This window comes from Hydrogenophaga sp. ANAO-22 (assembly GCF_042466645.1).
Taxonomy (GTDB): domain Bacteria; phylum Pseudomonadota; class Gammaproteobacteria; order Burkholderiales; family Burkholderiaceae_C; genus Hydrogenophaga.
In genome coordinates, this window is sequence record NZ_CP159956.1 from 470939 (window position 1) to 488587 (window position 17649).

Annotated in this window: 21 protein-coding genes; 12 read left to right on the forward strand and 9 right to left on the reverse strand. The window is 67.9% G+C overall.

Features of this window, described 5'->3' with window-relative positions:
- The first annotated feature begins 53 nt into the window (after window positions 1-53).
- The 4 genes from ABSY19_RS01990 to ABSY19_RS02005 all read left to right on the forward strand — a co-directional run bounded on the left by ABSY19_RS01990 (window position 54) and on the right by ABSY19_RS02005 (window position 4484).
- A complete protein-coding gene (locus tag ABSY19_RS01990; RefSeq protein WP_382158571.1) occupies window positions 54-2138 on the forward strand; it encodes a PAS domain S-box protein in 2085 nt (694 codons plus the stop codon).
- Between the two features lie 21 nt (window positions 2139-2159).
- Entirely contained in the window at window positions 2160-2801 is a 642-nt protein-coding gene (locus ABSY19_RS01995) for a response regulator (protein WP_382158573.1), read from the forward strand.
- Between the two features lie 140 nt (window positions 2802-2941).
- Entirely contained in the window at window positions 2942-3340 is a 399-nt protein-coding gene (locus tag ABSY19_RS02000) for a hypothetical protein (RefSeq protein WP_382158574.1), read from the forward strand.
- Window positions 3341-3365: 25 nt separating this feature from the next.
- Complete coding sequence (locus ABSY19_RS02005) at window positions 3366-4484, forward strand: saccharopine dehydrogenase NADP-binding domain-containing protein (protein WP_382158576.1); 1119 nt, start codon at window positions 3366-3368, stop codon at window positions 4482-4484.
- An 11-nt stretch (window positions 4485-4495) separates the two neighbouring features.
- Here ABSY19_RS02005 and ABSY19_RS02010 read toward each other — a convergent pair whose 3' ends face one another.
- Window positions 4496-6040 (reverse strand): methyl-accepting chemotaxis protein, encoded by a 1545-nt coding sequence (locus ABSY19_RS02010; RefSeq protein ID WP_382158578.1) that lies wholly within the window; start codon window positions 6038-6040, stop codon window positions 4496-4498.
- Between the two features lie 166 nt (window positions 6041-6206).
- Between ABSY19_RS02010 and ABSY19_RS02015 the strand changes: the two genes are divergently transcribed.
- Entirely contained in the window at window positions 6207-6467 is a 261-nt protein-coding gene (locus tag ABSY19_RS02015) for a hypothetical protein (RefSeq protein ID WP_382158580.1), read from the forward strand.
- A 5-nt stretch (window positions 6468-6472) separates the two neighbouring features.
- Window positions 6473-7099: a LysE family translocator gene (locus ABSY19_RS02020; protein ID WP_382158582.1), complete on the forward strand. Its 627-nt coding sequence runs from the start codon at window positions 6473-6475 to the stop codon at window positions 7097-7099.
- 30 nt (window positions 7100-7129) lie between these two features.
- Here the strand turns inward: ABSY19_RS02020 and ABSY19_RS02025 are convergent, their stop codons facing one another.
- On the reverse strand, window positions 7130-7546 hold the full coding sequence (locus tag ABSY19_RS02025) for an NYN domain-containing protein (RefSeq protein ID WP_382158584.1): 417 nt from the start codon (window positions 7544-7546) through the stop codon (window positions 7130-7132).
- A gap of 461 nt (window positions 7547-8007) precedes the next feature.
- Between ABSY19_RS02025 and ABSY19_RS02030 the strand changes: the two genes are divergently transcribed.
- Window positions 8008-8628: a DJ-1/PfpI family protein gene (locus ABSY19_RS02030; protein ID WP_382158586.1), complete on the forward strand. Its 621-nt coding sequence runs from the start codon at window positions 8008-8010 to the stop codon at window positions 8626-8628.
- A gap of 51 nt (window positions 8629-8679) precedes the next feature.
- On the opposite strand, the gene ABSY19_RS02035 is transcribed toward ABSY19_RS02030, so the two are convergent.
- The 6 genes from ABSY19_RS02035 to ABSY19_RS02060 all read right to left on the reverse strand — a co-directional run bounded on the left by ABSY19_RS02035 (window position 8680) and on the right by ABSY19_RS02060 (window position 12968).
- Complete coding sequence (locus ABSY19_RS02035; protein ID WP_382158588.1) at window positions 8680-9087, reverse strand: hypothetical protein; 408 nt, start codon at window positions 9085-9087, stop codon at window positions 8680-8682.
- Between the two features lie 365 nt (window positions 9088-9452).
- Entirely contained in the window at window positions 9453-10034 is a 582-nt protein-coding gene (locus ABSY19_RS02040) for a malonic semialdehyde reductase (RefSeq protein ID WP_382158590.1), read from the reverse strand.
- Between the two features lie 31 nt (window positions 10035-10065).
- Window positions 10066-11085, reverse strand: coding sequence for a Bug family tripartite tricarboxylate transporter substrate binding protein (locus tag ABSY19_RS02045; RefSeq protein ID WP_382158592.1), 1020 nt, complete (start codon window positions 11083-11085; stop codon window positions 10066-10068).
- Window positions 11086-11149: 64 nt separating this feature from the next.
- Window positions 11150-11785 carry a nuclear transport factor 2 family protein gene (locus ABSY19_RS02050; RefSeq protein WP_382158594.1) on the reverse strand — a complete coding sequence of 212 codons (636 nt, stop codon included), beginning with the start codon at window positions 11783-11785 and terminating at the stop codon, window positions 11150-11152.
- Window positions 11786-11814: 29 nt separating this feature from the next.
- Entirely contained in the window at window positions 11815-12117 is a 303-nt protein-coding gene (locus ABSY19_RS02055) for a Dabb family protein (protein ID WP_382158596.1), read from the reverse strand.
- The gene (locus ABSY19_RS02060; RefSeq protein WP_382158598.1) at window positions 12114-12968 is read right to left on the reverse strand and encodes an intradiol ring-cleavage dioxygenase; all 855 of its coding nucleotides are present in this window, start codon (window positions 12966-12968) and stop codon (window positions 12114-12116) included. The genes ABSY19_RS02055 and ABSY19_RS02060 overlap by 4 nt, the downstream gene beginning before the upstream one ends.
- A 103-nt stretch (window positions 12969-13071) precedes the next feature.
- Between ABSY19_RS02060 and ABSY19_RS02065 the strand changes: the two genes are divergently transcribed.
- The 3 genes from ABSY19_RS02065 to ABSY19_RS02075 are packed head-to-tail and all read left to right on the forward strand — an operon-like array spanning window position 13072 to window position 15050.
- On the forward strand, window positions 13072-14001 hold the full coding sequence (locus ABSY19_RS02065) for a LysR family transcriptional regulator (protein WP_382158600.1): 930 nt from the start codon (window positions 13072-13074) through the stop codon (window positions 13999-14001).
- A gap of 25 nt (window positions 14002-14026) precedes the next feature.
- The gene (locus ABSY19_RS02070) at window positions 14027-14509 is read left to right on the forward strand and encodes a GNAT family N-acetyltransferase (RefSeq protein ID WP_382158602.1); all 483 of its coding nucleotides are present in this window, start codon (window positions 14027-14029) and stop codon (window positions 14507-14509) included.
- Window positions 14510-14531: 22 nt separating this feature from the next.
- Window positions 14532-15050 (forward strand): class IV adenylate cyclase, encoded by a 519-nt coding sequence (locus ABSY19_RS02075; protein ID WP_382158604.1) that lies wholly within the window; start codon window positions 14532-14534, stop codon window positions 15048-15050.
- Between the two features lie 4 nt (window positions 15051-15054).
- On the opposite strand, the gene ABSY19_RS02080 is transcribed toward ABSY19_RS02075, so the two are convergent.
- Complete coding sequence (locus ABSY19_RS02080; protein ID WP_382158606.1) at window positions 15055-16113, reverse strand: maleylacetate reductase; 1059 nt, start codon at window positions 16111-16113, stop codon at window positions 15055-15057.
- Between the two features lie 173 nt (window positions 16114-16286).
- Between ABSY19_RS02080 and ABSY19_RS02085 the strand changes: the two genes are divergently transcribed.
- Complete coding sequence (locus ABSY19_RS02085) at window positions 16287-17003, forward strand: 3-oxoacid CoA-transferase subunit A (RefSeq protein WP_382158608.1); 717 nt, start codon at window positions 16287-16289, stop codon at window positions 17001-17003.
- Complete coding sequence (locus ABSY19_RS02090; protein ID WP_382158610.1) at window positions 17000-17644, forward strand: 3-oxoacid CoA-transferase subunit B; 645 nt, start codon at window positions 17000-17002, stop codon at window positions 17642-17644. The genes ABSY19_RS02085 and ABSY19_RS02090 overlap by 4 nt, the downstream gene beginning before the upstream one ends.
- Window positions 17645-17649: the final 5 nt, after the last annotated feature.

Sequence of the window (17649 nt, forward strand, 5' to 3'; positions counted from 1 at the left end):
TCGCAAGCTCTGATACGCTGCCAGGGCGCCGCCCAAAAGAAGAGGGAGCCCCCTTGACGACCGCTGCACCCCGCGACCGAGTTCTGACCTGGATACTGCCACTGCTGCCCGCGGTGGTGGCCTTGGTGTTGCTGGTTCTCTCGCTGCTGCTGGCCGAGATCATCGTGGCCAAGGAGCTGGAGCAGCGCGCGGACACCCGTGTCGAACAATCCGCCCAGCTGTACGCGGACCAGATTTCGCGCTCGCTGGCCCGCCGCACCGTCGAACTCCAGCTGCTCGGCGAAATGGCCCGGGCCGACATCCGCACCGACACCTGGCGCGATCAGATACAGCGCCTGAAGATCAGCACCAACAGCTACGTGTGGATCGGTGTGACCAATGAGCACGGCGAAGTGGAAGTGGCCAGCGATGGCCTGCTCGAAGGCACTTCGATCGCCAATCGCGGGGTGTTCACCAACGGCCGGGACGGCCTGTGGTTCGGCAGCCTGCATCCGCCGGTGGCGCTGCGCGACCCTCTGAGCAAACGGGGTCTGCAGGTGCCGGAAGAGCTCGCCGACATCGCCATGCCCGTCTACGACACCCAGGGGCTGACCCGTGGGGTGATCGCCGCGCACCTCGACGCCCGCTTCTTCGACCAGTTGCGCCAGCAGGTGCTGGGGCCGCCAGAGGTCCGCCGGTCCCTGAACCTGGCCCTCGTCGACGCCGACGGGCGCGTGCTGATCGGGGAGCGGCCGACGGTGACCGACAGCGAATGGAACGTTCTGCTGACCGGCCCTGAAGAAGACTCCCACACCGTGCAGGACGACAAAGGCAAGCACTACCTTCTCTCGCACGTGGCCATTCAACCCCGGGACTCGGAACTGCGCACCCCGTGGCAGGTGGTCGGCTACCAGCCGCTGAGCGCCGCGGTCGAGCCCGTGCGCCAGCTCGAGCGCAGCCTGCTGACCTGGGGCGGCATCACCACGCTGCTGCTGGGCCTGGCCGGTTTCGCGATCTCGCGCCACCTGGCGCGGCCTTACAGCCAGTCCGAGCAGCACCTGCGCGAACAGGGCGAGGTGCTGAGCGCGGTGATCAACTCCGCGAGCGATGCGGTGATCAGCGTGGATCTGCAGGGGCGCATCAGCCTCTTCAACCCCGCCGCCGCCCGCATCTTCGGCCACCCCGCGAGCAGCATGATCGGGCAGCCACTGGACGTCCTGCTGCCGGACATGCAACGCGCCCAGCACCTCGGCCACCTGCAGCGTTTTGCGGAATCCCACACCACCACACGCCCCATGGGCGTGGGGCGTGTGACCGGCCTGCGGGCCGACGGCCAGACGCTGAACCTCGAAGCCTCGATCTCGCAGATCACCGTGCGCGGCAACAAGGTGCTCACCGCCATCCTGCGCGACGTGACCGAGCGCGTGCGCGCCGAGCGCGCCGTGGCGCAGTACCAGCTCGAACTCTCCGAACTCACGCGCCGCCTGCTGCACCAGGAAAAACAGACCACGCGCCGGCTGGCCCAGATCCTGCACGACCAGCTCGGACAGACGCTGGGCGCGATCCGGCTGTCGTTCGACGCGCTCACGGGCATGATCCCGCTCGGCCTGCCCGACAAGGCCAGGGAGCGCGCCTTCAAGCTGGGCAACATGATCGACACCGCCAACACCGAGGTGCGCCAGGTGCTGGTGGAGCTGCGCCCACCGCTGCTGGATGAGCTCGGCCTGCAGGCGGCGCTGGAAAACGAGGTGCACACGCGCACCCCCGATGCCGAGCCGGTGGCGCTGCTGCTGAAAATCTCGCCCACCGCAAGCGACGTGCGCTGGCCCGCCGACGTGGAATACGCCGCCTTCATGGTGGCCCGGGAAGCCCTGGCCAACGCCGTGATGCACGCCAACGCGAGCCAGGTGGTGGTGCGTGTCGATGGCGAACCCGAGTGGTTGCACCTTCAGGTGACCGACGATGGCAAGGGCCTGACGCCCAAGATGGCCGCTGGCCGGCCCGGGCACCTCGGCATCGTGGGCATGCGCGAACGCGCGCTGGCCATCGGTGCGCGCATGGAAGCCAAGGGCCTGCCCAAAGGCGGCACCGTCATCTCTCTCACCTGGGGAACCCCACCGGCCATCCCCCCCGGAGAACCGTCACCCGCAAGACCCTGATTGCGCCACCTTGAGACTGCCATGAGCGACATATACCTGGTAGACGACCACGCGATGATGAGGGACGGCCTGCGCGCGGTGCTCGAAGGCGCCGGACACCACGTGGTCGGCGAATCGGACCAGCCCACCCCCGCGCTCGCCGACATCGTGCGCCTGGTGCCCACTGTGCTGCTGCTCGACCTGCACCTGTCCCACCGCTCGGGCTTCGAACTGCTCGAACAGCTGCAGCGGCGCAAACTCAGCACCCGCACCATCCTGCTGACCATGTCGGCCCAGCCCAGGCACGTGGCCGAAGCGATGCGCCTGGGCGCCTTCGGCTACGTGCTCAAGGGCTCGCCCTCGCGGGACGTGATCGACGCGGTGGCGGCGGTGAGCGAGGGCCGCAAGTACCTGGGCATCGGCGTGGCTGAACTGGCGGTCGAAGGGCTCATGGGCGACGCCCCGCCCAGCAGCATCGAATCGCTCTCGGCGCGCGAACAGCAGGTCATCCTGCTCGTGGTGCGCGGCCTGACCAGCGTGGCCATCGGCGAACAGCTGCACCTCTCGCCCAAGACGGTCGAGTCCTACCGCAGCCGGCTCATGGCCAAGCTAGGCGTGAGCGACCTGCCCGCGCTCGTGCGCCTGGCCATCCGCGAAGGCCTGATCAGCGCCGAAGACGACTGAGGACTTTCGCACAGGCCCCTGGGCTTGCGGGTGATTCCGCCCCGCACCGTCCAGTTTTCCCCGCAGGCACGCGCCCCGATGCGCTGCACAGTCTCTGCATGGCGGCGCGGCTTCTCGCGTCCAGCCGACAGGAGCCTGAGATGACCGTTTCCCTCCCCGCGCCGCTCGACACCCAGCCCCTGCAGGTGCTGGTGGTCTGCCCGCGTGGGGAATACCTGGACACGGTGCGGGGCCTCGTCGGCGACTGGGTGCGCAGCACCCAGATCTACTGGACGGTCGACCCCGTGGCCGCCCTGCGGCGCGCGCAGCAATCGCCCCCGGCCCTGGCCATCCTGGACGCCCGCATCGACCGCGCCAGCGGCTGCATGCTCAGCCGCGAACTCGCGCTCGCCCACACCGACTTCGACGTGTTGAGCTTCGACGACCCCGGCGCCAACTGCGTGCAGTGCCAGCCCAGCACCTGGCACTGGTCCGAACTGCCCCGCGCCATCGGCTGGTGGGTGCAACGCCACCTGGTGCTCGCGCCCCCAGCCCACTGAACCTGCGCCCGCACTAGACTCCGGTATGCACAGCGGCTACCGGGTGTTGGTGACAGGGGGATACGGCTTCTTCGGCAGTCGCCTCGTCGAGCGCCTGGCGCGGCTTGAAGGCCTGAGCATCGTGGTCGCTGGCCGGCACGCGGCCTCCGCGCAAGCCCTGGTTCAAACGCTCCAGGCCTCCGCCACCGCGGAGCTTCATCCCGCGGCGCTGGACGTCCATACCCCCTCTCTCGAACAGGCCCTGGCGCAGTGGACCCCGGATGTGGTGGTGCACACCTCGGGCCCCTTCCAGGGCCAGAACCACCACGTGGCCGAGACCTGCATCCGCCACGGCACGCACTACATCGATCTGGCCGACGGCCGTGACTTCGTCGCCGGCATCGGCGCCCTGGACGCCTCGGCCAAAGCGGCCGGTGTGCTGGTGCTCAGCGGCGCCAGCTCCGTCCCCGCGCTGTCGGCTGCGGCGGCGGACCACCTCAGCCGAGGCATGGCGCTGGTGCGCTCCATCGACATCGGCATCAGCCCGGGCAACCGCACCGAGCGCGGGCTCTCCACCGTGCAAGGCATCCTGAGCTATTGCGGGCAAACCATCGCGCACGCCGACGGCCGCAGCGAACTCGGCTGGGGGCGGTCGTACCGCCATCGGTATGGCGCACCGGTCGGGGCGCGGCTGCTCTCACCCTGCGAGGTGCCCGACCTGGGCCTCCTCCCCGCGCGCTACCCGGGCGCACCCACGGTGCGGTTCGGCGCGGGCCTGGAGCTGGCCTTCCTGCACCGGGGCATGAACCTCATGGCGCTGGCCAGGCGCCTGGGCCTGGTGCGCGACTGGTCGGCCCACGCCAGGCTGCTCACCCGCGCGGCGGACCTGTTCAAGACCTGGGGCAGCGATGCCGGGGCCATGCACGTGCGGGCCAAAGGGGTGGACCACCGGGACCAACCCATCGCGCGCACCTGGGAACTGATCGCCACCGAGGGCCATGGGCCCTATGTGCCCACCCTCGCGGCCTGGGCCCTGGTGAAAAAGCTGGCGGCCGGCGAGCCCTTGCCGAGCGGCGCCCGGCCGTGCACCGGCCTGCTGTCCCTGAAGGACTTCGATGAAGCCGCCACCGGCCTGCGCATCACCACGCGGGTCGAGGAGGCATGACGGCGCCGGTTTCAGCGGAACACGCTCACCGCCTCCACCAGCCGCTTCGTCTGCTGCTGCAGGCTTTGTGAGGCGGCGGCGCCCTGCTCCACCAGGGCCGAGTTCTGCTGCGTCACCTGGTCGAGGTGGCCCACGGCCTGGCTCACCTGCTGGATGCCGCCGCTCTGCTCGATCGTGGCCGCGCTGATCTCGCTGATGAGGTCCGACACGCGCCGCACCTGCTGCACGATCTCGTCCATGGTCTTGCCCGCGTCGTCCACCAGGCGCGTGCCGGCCTCCACCTTGCCCGCGCTGGCGCCGATCAGCTGCTTGATTTCCTTGGCCGCCTCGGCGCTGCGCTGCGCCAGGCTGCGCACCTCACCGGCCACCACCGCGAAGCCCCGACCCTGCTCACCGGCCCGAGCGGCTTCCACGGCCGCGTTCAACGCCAGGATGTTGGTCTGGAAGGCAATGCCGTCGATCACGCCGATGATGTCGCTGATCTTGCGCGAGCTCTCGGTGATCTCGCTCATGGTGTGCACCACCTGGGACACCGCATGGCCGCCGCGCGAAGCCGCGTCGCTGGCCGTGCCCGAGAGCTGGTTGGCCTGGCTGGAGGTCTCGGCGTTCTGGCGCACGGTGGCGGTCATCTGCTCCATGGACGCCGCCGTCTGCTGCAGGCTGGACGCCGCCTGCTCGGTGCGCTGGCTCAGGTCGTTGTTGCCCTGGGCGATCTCGGTCACCGCCGTCTGCACCGTCAGCACCTGCTGGCTCACATCGTCGATCAGCCAGCGGAACATCAGGCCCAGCTGGCTGATGGTGCGCATGGTCATGCCGATTTCGTCCACCCGGTCCATGTGCGCCACCTTGTGGGTGTCGCCCGTGGCCACACGCAGGGCCTGCTCGCGCAGGTACTCCAGCGGGCCGGCCAGCTGCGATTCGAGGAACCAGCCCGCCAGGCCCACGCCCACGGCGGACAGGCCGGCGAACTCCGCCCAGGCCATCCCTTCCATGCCCAGCGCCCGCGAGCCACCCACCAGCGCGGCCAGCAACACCGCCAGCGGCAGGCGGATGCGGCTGCGCACGCCCATGGTCTTGAACACGGTCGTCAGCCCCATCAGCCCGGTGCGCAGCAGCAGGCCCTTGTGCAGCTTCAGGTGGCGGGCGCGGCCTTCGCGCATGTCGGCGTAGAGCCGCTCGGCGCCGGCAATCTCTTCGCGGCTGGCCTTGGTGCGCACCGACATGTAGCCCACGGTCTGGCCGTTGCGGATCACCGGCGTGGCGTTGGCCCGCACCCAGTAATGGTCACCGTTCTTGCGGCGGTTCTTCACCAGGGCCGTCCAGGGCTCACCGCCCTTGAGCGTGGCCCACATGTCGGCGAACGCCTCCTTGGGCATGTCCGGGTGCCGCACCAGGTTGTGCGGCTGGCGCTGGATCTCCTCCAGCGTGAAGCCGCTCACGTCCACGAACGCTGCGTTGGCGTAGGTGATGTGGCTCTGGGTGTCGGTGGTCGACATCAGCGTGGCGTTGTCGGGGAACTCGTATTCACGCTGGGTAACGGGAGAGTTGACGCGCATGGCAGATACCTTGAATGGGTGGACAGATGTCTGCTGTATCGACGCTCCCGAAGCCGTCTTGTGTGGGGAAACCATGACACTTGCCATACCCACCCCGGTACGCCGGCTTGCGCTAAGCTCCCGTCCATCGGCCCTCCACCCCCCGGCCAGCCCAAGGAGACAACCCATGAGCCCATCGAGCTTGCGCACGGTCCTGGTGTTCAGCGCGGAAGACCAGGCCTGGATCCGCCGCACCCCCATCACCGTGCCCGCCTTCTGGCAAGGCCACTCGGTGCAACCGGCCCAGGGCGACCTGGTCCGCCTGGGTGGCCGGCAATTCCTCATCCGTGGCCGCGTGTGGGAACACGACGGCGAAGGCCCCATCCTCAAGCTCTACATGGGCGACGCCCACGCCCAGAGCGACACCACCCTCGGCTCCATCGGATAAGCCCCATGCCCATCGAACTCTGGCTCGCCTTCGTCGCCGCATCGGCCGTCATGCTGATCATTCCCGGCCCGACCATCCTCACCGTCATCAGCTACTCCATGGCCCACGGCCGGCGCGCCAACGTGCCGCTGGTGGCGGCCGTGGCGCTGGGCGACTCCACCGCGCTGGCGGTCTCGCTGCTCGGCCTGGGCGCGCTGCTCGCCACCTCGGCCTTCTGGTTCACCCTCATCAAATGGGCCGGTGGCCTGTACCTCATCTACCTGGGCGTCAAGCTGCTGCGCGCGGGCATCTCGTCCACCGAACTGGCCGCCCCACCCGCGCCGCAATCGCGCTGGCGCCTGTTCGCCAACACCTACCTGGTGACCGCGCTCAACCCCAAAGGCATCGTGTTCTTCGTGGCCTTCCTGCCCCAGTTCATCAGCCCCTCGGTGCCGGTGGGCCCGCAGCTGTGGGTGCTGGCCATCACCTTCGTGGTGCTGGCCACGCTCAACGCCACGCTGTACGCCGTGTTCGCGGCCTCGGCGCGCCGGGTGCTCACCTCGCCGCGCGCGCAGCGGCGCTTTCACCTCGCGGGCGGCTCGCTGCTGACGGCGGCCGGCGTGTGGGCGCTGATGGCCCGGCGCGCGACCTGAATCGACGAACGAACAAACGAGCGGGCAGGCTCAGGCGGCGACGGCGATCGACTCCGTGTAGATGAAGCTGTTGCACGCCGCCACGAAGGCCCGCGGCGTCTGGCGCGCGCCAAAGCCGTAAACCCGCAGACCCTCGCGCCGCAGGCAGAAGGCCAGTGGTGTGAGGTCGCTGTCCGACGACGCGAGGCACACCCCGTCGAACTGGCCCGTGTTCGCCAGCGACATCGCGTCCAGGCTGAGCACGATGTCGGCGGCGTTCTTGCCCATGGCGTAGGGAAAAAGCTGCACCGGCTCGATCGCGTTGTGCAGCAGCACATTCTTGCAGCGGCTCATGCCCGGCCGGGACCAGTCCGCATACGCACGCTTGACCGCCAGCACGCCATAGCTCGCGGCGCGCAGCAGGATGGGACGGGTGAGTGTGTAGGAGACGTTTTCCGCGTCAAACAAGACGGCGAGTCTCTGTTGCTTGTGCTGCAGCCGGGGCATGTGGTGGCTTCCCTGTTCGTTGGTGAACAGCCGCCGCCCTGGATAAGGGCGGCGGCCTGAACGGGGTGAGAACCGGGAACGCTCGGCAAACCGGTAGGCCTCGCGGCCTCCCGTCCAGGCCGCCAAAAAAGCAGAAGCCTAGAACGACAGAGGCCATTTTCCTTGTCCGGTTCACAGCCTCTGCCGACATTCACAGGTTCTCACACCCGGCTCACCTTTTTCGTGAGCGGGAAAGACTTTATGCCAATCCCGGCAGGTGCGGCGGACTGTTTCATTGTCAGATCAGCTGCAACTGGACGTTCGACGAACGATCCACAGCAAGCCCCCTTTCGCGAAAGCGAGCTTGAGCGAAAATCCAGGTCGAGGCCAATAACCGCCGTCAACTTCACCGACCATGTGTTGATCGTTATCGAGGGCACCTCATGCACATTGCCATCCTGACTTTTGAGGGCTACAACGAGCTTGACTCTTTTGTGGCCCTCGGCATCTTGAATCGCGTCAAGAAGCCTGGCTGGCGCGTCTCGATCGCCAGCCCTTCTGCCAAGGTGCGCTCCATGAACGGTGTGGTGGTGGAAGCCCAAGCCACGCTGCAGGACGCGGTCAGCGCGGATGCGGTCCTCATTGGAAGCGGGCTCCTCACACGGGAGGTCGTGGCCAACCCGGTGCTGATGTCACAACTGAAGCTGGACCCATCACGGCAACTGCTGGCGGCGCAGTGTTCTGGCACCCTTGTCCTTGCCAAACTCGGTCTGCTCCAAGGCGTTTCCGCCTGCACCGACCTGACCACCAAACCATGGGTGCAAGAGGCCGGCGTGGACGTGCTCAATCAACCCTTCTTCGCACGCGACAACGTCGCCACGGCGGGCGGCTGCCTGGCATCGCCTTACCTGGCCGCATGGATCATTGCGAGGCTTGAAGGTGTCGAGGCTGCCGAAAGCGCACTTCATTACGTTGCACCTGTGGGCGAGAAGGACCAGTTCGTTTCACGGGCGATGAGCAACATCCTCCCATTCCTGTCAGCCAAGGCACTCGAATCTGCTTGAGCCTCGCCAGGCCTTGAAGGGCTGCAACGGTCCGGCGGCGAATGCCCACGACTAGCTGGCCTGATCGGCGAACCCGAATGCTGAAAGCGTTGCTATCAACGTGAACAAGGCGGCTGCGCCGATGCTCAAGTAGTCGTGCTGCTCTGGCGGCAAACCAAAGGCGAAGAACGGAAGAACCGCCAGGATTAGACCGGCACCAATAACGCCGCCAAAGAAGAAGATGGAGAAAACGCGACCTGCGTTTCGATGAGCTATGTGCACCTTCGACTGCACGATGAGAAGGCCGAAGAAAAAAGCCCAGAGCATGGCTGCCGACGCCACAGCCAACCCCCATCGTTGGAGTGCACTGAGCGCCGTGATGTTATTTCCCGCGACGGCGAGAACAAGCGACGCGATACCGGCAATGTTTCCAATGAGAGAGAGCGTGTCAGGCGGGCTGTCCTTGTCGTGTGGGTACATCACTTTCTCCCCGGAGTGGCTTAACCGATAAGCAATTGTCCATGATTGCAAGCGGCTGGCGACCCACCTTGATGGGTGGCCGCTCGCCAGCTGCAAGGCTAGACTTCAGGAATCGGCCAGGAGCCGACACTGGAGTGCCAAGTTAAGACACCTCCAGGCCCGTTGGGAAATGCTGACCAAGAGATCGAGCAGCTGCTTGCTCAGCACTTGCCCGCCGCTCCTGTGATGTTGGGAGTCGTTGCGGCTTGCTTTGCGGTCTCGCTGTTCGTGAGCCTGCCGAGTATCTGGTTAGCCTCACTCTCGGTACTAGGTGGCGTGGCCGCTTCAAACGGAAGGAGGCCTTCGGCAAGGCCCCTTCGCACCGCTCAAAGCACCTGACAAGCCTGCTCGAAACTCAAGCGCGCATTGCGGTCGAACACCTTGCCATCCCCGTACCCGAGGTTGATCAGGAAGTTCGCGCGCCAGCGCCCGTCGGGGAAGAACTCGGCGTTCACTTTGGCCAGGTCCACGCCGCTCATGGGGCCGCAGTCCAGGCCCAGCGCGCGCGCCGCGATGATGAAGTACGCCCCGCCCAGCGTGCTGTTGCGGGTGGCCGTGGCTTCGCTCAGCGCGGGGTTGCTCTCGAAGTTTTCCTTCGCGCCTTCACGGTGCCACACCTGGGGCATGAACTCGTGGAAGCGGGTGTCGGCACACACGATGACCGTGACCGGTGCCACGCGCGTCTTGTCCAGGTTGCCCGGCGAGAGCGCGGGCAGCAGGCGCGCGCGCGCCTCGGGCGTCTTGAGGAACACGTAGCGCGCCGGCTGCGTGTTCATCGAGGTGGGCCCCATGCGGGCGATGTCGTACACCTGCTTGAGCAGCTCGTCGGGCACGGGCTTGTCGAGGAAGGTGTTGGCGGTGCGCGCCTTGAGGAAGATCTGGTCGAGGGCTAACGCGTCGAGGGTCATGGTGTGAGGCAGAAAGTAGAAGAAGAAAAACTCAGTCCAAACTGATGTTGGCGGCTTTGATGAGGCCGGTCCAGCGCTGCACGTCCCGTGCCAGCATGGTCTTGGTGTCGGCCACGCTGATTTTCATGGGCGAACCGCCCGCCTTGCGGAAGGTTTCCTGAAGCTCGGGCGTGGCGATGATTTTCGCCAGTTCGGTGCGCAGCCGCGCCAGCACCTCGGGCGGGGTCTTGCTGGGCGCGAAGTAACCGAACCACGATTCCAGCTCGAGCTTGACGGTGCCGGACTCGTTGATGGTCTGCACCGTGGGCTGCATGGGGTTGCGTTCAGCGCTGGAGACCGCGATGGCCTTGAGCTTGCCGGTGTCCACGTGCGCGCGGGTGGTGGGCGTGAGGTCGAAGAACAGGTCCACGCGGTCGCCGAGCAGGTCGGCGTACGCCGGCTGCGCGCCCCGGTAGGGCACGTGCACGATGTCCACGCCCGCCAGGCTCCAGAGCGCGGCGGCGATGACGTGCTGGCCCGAGCCGTTGCCGGCCGAGGCGTAGGTGAGCTTGCCGGGGTTGGCCTTGGCGTAGGCCACCAGGCCGGCCAGGTTGTTGAACGGCAGGCTGTTGCGGCCGAGCAGCGTGTAGCTGTAGCTCACGGCCAGGCCCACGGGCTCGAAGTCCTTGAGGCTGTCGTACGAGAGGTTCTTGTACAGGCCCATGTTCAGGACCATGTTCGACACCGAGCCGGTGAGCAAGGTGTAGCCGTCGGGCGCGGCCTTGGCGGCGGCGTCGGTGCCCACCACGGTGCCCGAGCCGGTGCGGTTCTCCACCACCACGGGCTGGCCCAGCGGCTGGGCGAGGCGATCTGCGAGCGCGCGGCCCACGAAGTCGAAACCACCACCGGGCGGTTGCGGCACGATCACGCGCAGGGGCCGGTTGGGGTAGTCGGCCTGCGCCCAGGCGGCGGCCGGGGCCAGGGAAGCGAGGGCGGCGGCCGGCACGGCGGCGAGCAGTTGGCGGCGAAGCGGCGAAGCCGGTCCCCCGCACGTCGGATCGAGTGCGTTCATGTCTTGTCTCCTTGTTGTGGTGTCTGGCGCGGTTGGACAGCGGCCCGCGCCCGCCGCATGAAACTCAGCCCGGGTTCACTTCGCGCTCCAGCTCGCCGCCGGCCAGCCAGCGCGCGCCACGGCGGTAGAGCTCGTCCACCACGGGGCCCTTGAGCATGGGCATGTCCATCTTCACCGTGTAGCCGATGCGGGTCTGGATGTAGGCCAGGTGGCGGTAGCCCTCGGGCATCCTGGCCAGGGCTTCCTGGTCGAGCGCGAGCACGGCGGTGGAATCGATCGGGTCGATGCGGTCTTTTTCGTAGATGGGCTGGCGGTGCAGCAGCTTCCACTCGCCTTTTTCGCGCACCACGAAGTCGTAGAAGCGGCCGGTGCAGACCACGTCGCACATCACGGGGCCGTTGGCGCCGTCGACCATGCCGCGCTGCGAGATGGTCATCTTGGTCTGGGCGATGGCGCGGTCGCCCGCCACCTCGATCGCCGAGCCGCCCAGGAAGTGCAGGATGCTCACGCCCTTGGCCCAGCCTTCCTGCGTGACGCGGATGAAGTCGGCGAACGGGCCCTGGAACCAGGTGGCCATCATCACGCCCCGGGGGTGCCACACGGTGGCGAAGCGCTCCCAGTCGCCGGCGTCGCGCCACACGGCCCAGCGCTCCACCATCTGCCGGATCAGCAGTTCGTCTTTGAGTTGTTGTTCGATCATGGGTTGTCTCCTCGGGTGGTTGCGGTGATTCAAAGGGTTTCGAAGTCGACCTGGTGGCGCGCGGTGCGCACGCCCTCCAGTTCGTGGCGCACGCGGGTGTGCGCGGGGTGGTGGGCGTAGTCGTCGAGGGCCTGGCGCGACTCGAATTCGGCGTAGAGCACGGCGTCGCAGGCGTAGTCCACGCCGCTTTCGTCCAGGCCGATCTCCAGCCGCAGCAGGCCGGGGATCTGCTCGCGCAGGCCCTCGAAGGCCCGTTTGAGCCGCTGCGCGTTGTGCGCCTTGGCCACGGCGGTCTCGCCGTGCACGTTCCACATGACGATGTGTTTGATCATGTGGCGCGTGCGGCGGTGGCGGGCTGGGCCCGGTTGAGCACGAAGTCGAAGTCCAGCGTGTGGGTGCCATCGGGCTGCCGCACCCAGTCGGCCACCAGGGACTGGCGCACGCCGAACACGACATCCGAGTCGAGGTACTCGCCACCGTCGCGGAACACGTGCGTCACCAGCGTTTCGTAGCCGGGCGCCTGGATCATGAAATGCAGGTGCGCCGGGCGCCAGGGGTGGCGGCCGGTGGCGCGCAGCATGTCGCCCACCGGGCCGTCGTCGGGAATCGGGTACGGCTCGGCCACCACGCTCTGGAAGTGGAAACGCCCGTCGGGGCCGCTGCGCAGCACGCCCCGGCCCTGAGCCTCGGGCAGGTCGGTGCGCTGCACGTCGTACATGCCGTCGGCGTCGGCCTGCCACACGTCGATCACGGCATCGGCCACCGGCGTGCCGTCGAGCCCGCGCACGCTGCCGCGCACCAGGCAGGGCGTGCCGGCCGCGCCGTTGGCCACGTCGGCGCCATGCTCGTAGTGCGGCGCGCCTTCCACGTGGAAGGGCCCGAACACCGTGGCCTCGGTGCAGCCGGCGGGCTTGTCGTTGTTCTGCGCCACCGTCAGCATGGACAGGCCGAGCACGTCCGAGAGCAGGATGAATTCCTGCCGCTGGTTGGTGCATTTGTGGCCGGTGGCGGTGAGGAAGTCGATGCCGGCCTTCCACTCGGCCTCGGTCAGCTTCACTTCGCGCGCGAAGGCGTGCAGGTGCTGCACCAGGCTGGTCATGATCTGTTTGAGGCGCGGGTCTGGCGTGTTCGCCATGCGCGCGAGCACCGCCTGGGTGATGTTGTACTGGTCGAGGTTTCTCAAGCGTGGTCTCCGGGAGTGCCGGCACAATGTACGGCCTTGGGAGACCCCGAAAAAGACCTGAGACAAAAATGACTTTTTCGTCAGGCGCAACAAAGAGGAGACCATGGACCGCTGGACCGAGATCGAACTGTTCGTGCAGGTGGCCGAGACCGGCAGCCTGAGCCGCGCGGCCGAGCTGCTCAATTTGTCCAACGCCAGCGCGAGCCGCCACCTGGCCGCGCTGGAGACGCGCCTGGGCGTGCGCCTGGTGGAGCGCAACACGCGCCGCCTCTACCTCACCGACACGGGGCAGGAGTTCTTCCAGCGCTCGCGCGCCATCCTGGCCGACCTGCGCGACGCCGAGTCCACCGTGAACGCGGCCGCGCTCAACCCCACCGGCGTGCTGCGCGTCACCGCCTCGCTCTCGTTCTCCATGCACCACATCGCGCCGCTGCTGCGCGAGTACACCGAGCGCTACCCCAACGTGTCGGTGCACGTGGAGGCGGCCAACCGCTACCTGGACATCATCGACAACAACATCGACGTGGCGATCCGCAACCGCGAATACGAGCCCGACTCCAACATCACCATCCGCCGGCTCGCGGGCACGCGGCGCATCCTCACGGCGTCGCCGGCCTACCTGTCGCGCCACGGCGTGCCGCGCACCATCGACGACCTGCACCGGCACAAGCTGCTGATCTACACGCACGCCAACAACCCCAACGAACTGCGCTTCACGCGCGGCGACGAGCAGCAGACCGTCAACGTGAAGGGCCTGCTGGAGAGCAACGACGGCCAGATCCTGCGCGCCGCCGCGCTCGACGGCATGGGCATCCTGGTCCAGCCCAGCTACATCGTCTACGACGACATCGTCGCCGGCCGCCTGGTGCCCATGCTCGACGACTGGGACCTGCCCCGCCTCACCGTCAACCTGGCCTACCCCAGCCGCAAGCACCTCAGCGCCAAGGTGCGCACCTTCATCGACTTCATGGCCGCGCACTTCGAGAAGATGGACTACGAGCGCAAGTGGACCGGCCGCTTCTCCGTCTACTGACCGTCTCGCAGAGCGCCATCGCACGATGAACATCCGCCCTTTCCAGCCCGGCGACGAAGCGGCCCTCTACCGCGTGCACCGCGAGGCCATCCACCGCGTGGCTTCGCGCGACTACACGCCCGAGCAGGTCCAGGCCTGGGCGCCGGACCGGCAGGACCCGGGGCCGTGGGCCATCAAGATGCGCCACCTTCGGCCCTTCGTGGCCGAGGTCGATGGCGTGATCGCCGGTTATGCGGACCTGCAACCCAGCGGCTACATCGACCACTTCTTCGTGTCCGCCGACTTTCCTCGCCAGGGGGTGGGCCGCCGCCTCATGGAGCGCATTCACGAAGAGGCGGCCCGCCAGGGCCTCACCGAACTCACGGCGGACGTCAGCCGAACCGCGCAGCCCTTCTTCGCCCGCTTCGGGTTCGAGGTCGTGGAGCAGCGCCTTCCCGTGCGCGCGGGTGTCATCATCCCGAACGCGTTGATGCGCAAACTCCTTGCACCACCCCAGGCCGCGGCCTGACCACCCCGCCATCGCCCCCACCATGCCGAGAAACGTCGAGATCAAAGCCCGCCTGGACAACTTCAGCGCCGTCGCCGCCAAGGCCGCCGCCATGGCCGACCATGGCCCCATCGCCATCGCGCAGGACGACACCTTCTTCCGCTGCGACAACGGCCGCCTCAAGCTGCGCGTGTTTTCAGAAACGGAAGGCGAGCTGATCTTCTACCGCCGCACCGACCGGCAAGGCCCCAAGGAATCGTTCTACGTGCGCTCGCCCACCGCCAGCCCGGCCAGCCTGCGCGAGGCCCTCACGCTGGCGCACGGCGAGATCGGCCGCGTCATCAAGGACCGCACGCTGTACCTGCTGGGGCGCACCCGCATCCACCTCGACCAGGTGCAAGGCCTGGGCGACTTCCTCGAACTGGAGGTGGTGCTCGAAGACGGCGAACCGCTGGAAGCCGGCGTGCGCGAAGCGCACCGGCTGATGACCGACCTCGGCATCGCGCCCTCGCAGCTGGTGGGTGGGGCGTATGTGGATTTGCTGACCAAGGGCCTGCGCTAACCCGTCACCCGGGCCGCACACCCTCGAACGCATCCTGCAGCAAGCGCCGGATCGCCCCCGCCTCCAGCGGCCTCGGGTTCGGGTACTGGTTGCTCATCGCGATCTCGCAGGCCTTGTCCAGGTCCTCGGCTTTCATGCCGATGTCCTTCAGCGCCACCGGCGCGCCGTTGGCCTTGGCGAGGTCGTGCACCGCCTGCGCCGCGCTCGCGCCGCCCAGGGCGCGGCGGATGCGTTCCATGGCTTGCGGGGCCGCCGCCGCGTTGTAGGCCAGGGCGTGCGGCAGCACGATGGCGTGCGTCTCGGCGTGCGGCAGGTTGAAGCTGCCGCCCAGCGTGTGGCAGAGCTTGTGGTGCAGGGCCATGCCCACCGCGCCGAGCACGGTGCCGCAGAGCCAGGCGCCGTACAGGGCGTCGGACCGCGCCTCGGCGTCCGTCGGCCGCGCGCGGATGCGCGGCAGCGCGCGGCCCAGCGCGGCGATGCCCTCTTCGGCCATGAGGTCGATGATGGGGTTGGCGTCGGTCGCGTACAGGCCTTCGGCCGCGTGCGCGATGGCGTTGATGCCGCTGGTCACGCTCATCGCCACGGGCAGGCCCAAAGAGAGTTCGGGGTCGTAGATCACCGTGCGCGGCAGCACGCGCGGGTCCTTGCCGGTTTTCTTCAGGCCGGCTTCGGTGATGCCGTAGATGGGCGTCATCTCCGAACCCGCGTAGGTGGTGGGGATGGCGACGATGGGCAGACCCGAGTCGAGCGCGATGGCCTTGCCCAGGCCGGTGGTGGAGCCGCCGCCGATGGCCACGGCGCAGTCCGCGCCCAGCCGGCGCGCCACCTCGCGGGCTTCGCGCGCGGTCTCGATCGGCACGTGCATCACCGCGCGGTCGAAAATGCCGGCGGCGCGCGCGCCGAGCAGTTCGGCCACGCGCTCCGCCGAGACGCGTTGCTCGGGCGTGCTGAGCACCAGCGCGCGCGCCGCGCCCAGGGCGTCCATTTCGCGCGGCAGCTGGGCCAGCGAGCCGGCACCGAAGACCACGCGCGCCGGCAGGTTCTGGTAGACGAATGATTTCATGCCTTTTTGTCCCTATCTTGATGCGTCGTTCCCCGCGATGATCGCAGCCTATCCGGGCCCGGGTGCCTTTCGGGTCACCTGAAAATCAGTTTTCCGCAGAGGGAAATGTGGGCACGAAATGGCGGGCCTTTCGCTGACAAAATGCGCGGGCACCCCCCTGAAGGAGAACTTCCGTGATCAACAAGATCGCCGCCTCGGTCGCCGAGGCGCTCACCGGCATCGAAGACGGCGCCACCGTGCTCATCGGCGGTTTCGGCACCGCCGGCATTCCCGGTGAACTCATCGACGGCCTGATCGACCAGGGCGCGCGCGAGCTCACCGTGGTCAACAACAACGCCGGCAACGGCGACACCGGCCTGGCCGCGCTGCTCAAGGCCGGGCGCGTGCGCAAGGTCATCTGCAGCTTCCCGCGCCAGGCCGACAGCCATGTGTTCGACGGGCTCTACCGCAGCGGCCAGCTCGAACTCGAGCTGGTGCCGCAAGGCAACCTCGCCGAGCGCCTGCGCGCCGCCGGCGCCGGCATCGGCGCCTTCTTCACGCCCACCGGCTTCGGCACCGAACTCGCGAAGAACGCCGACGGCAGCGCGAAGGAAACGCGCGTGATCAATGGCAAGACCTATGTGCTGGAGTACCCGATCTTCGGCGACGTGGCGCTCATCAAGGCCGAGCGCGGCGACCGCTGGGGCAACCTCAGCTACCGCAAGGCCGCGCGCAACTTCGGCCCGGTGATGGCCACCGCCGCGAAGCGCACCATCGCCAGCGTCTACGGGATCGCCGAACTCGGCAGCTTCGACCCCGAAGCGGTGGTGACGCCCGGCATCCACGTGAGCGCCATCGTGCAGATCCCCCGCGTGGCCACGCAGGCCGGTGGTTTCAAGGAAGCGGCATGAGCTATACGAGAAGAACCAAAGACGAACTCGCGCGCCGCGTGGCGCAGGACATCCACGACGGCGCCTACGTGAACCTGGGCATCGGCCAGCCCACGCTGGTGGCCAACCACCTGCCCCCGGGCATCGAGGTGGTGCTGCACAGCGAGAACGGCATCCTGGGCATGGGCCCGGCGCCGGCCACGGGAGAGGAAGACTACGACCTCATCAACGCCGGCAAGCAGCCGGTGACGCTGCTGCCCGGGGGCGTGTTCTTCCACCACGCCGACAGCTTCGCCATGATGCGCGGCGGCCACCTGGACATCTGCGTGCTCGGCGCCTTCCAGGTCTCGGCCACCGGCGACCTGGCCAACTGGAGCACCGGCGAAGCGGGCTCCATTCCGGCCGTGGGCGGCGCGATGGACCTGGCCATCGGCGCCAAGCAGACCTGGGTGATGATGGACCTGCTCACCAAGCAGGGCGCGAGCAAGGTGGTGGCGCAGTGCAGCTACCCGCTCACCGGCATCGGCTGCGTCAAGCGCATCTACAGCGACCTCGCCACGCTGGCGTGCACGCCGCAAGGTCTGAAGCTGATCGACAAGGTCGAGGGCCTGGACCACGCCGAACTCGAAAAGCTCGTGGGCCTGCCGATCGCGGCGGCCTGAACTTC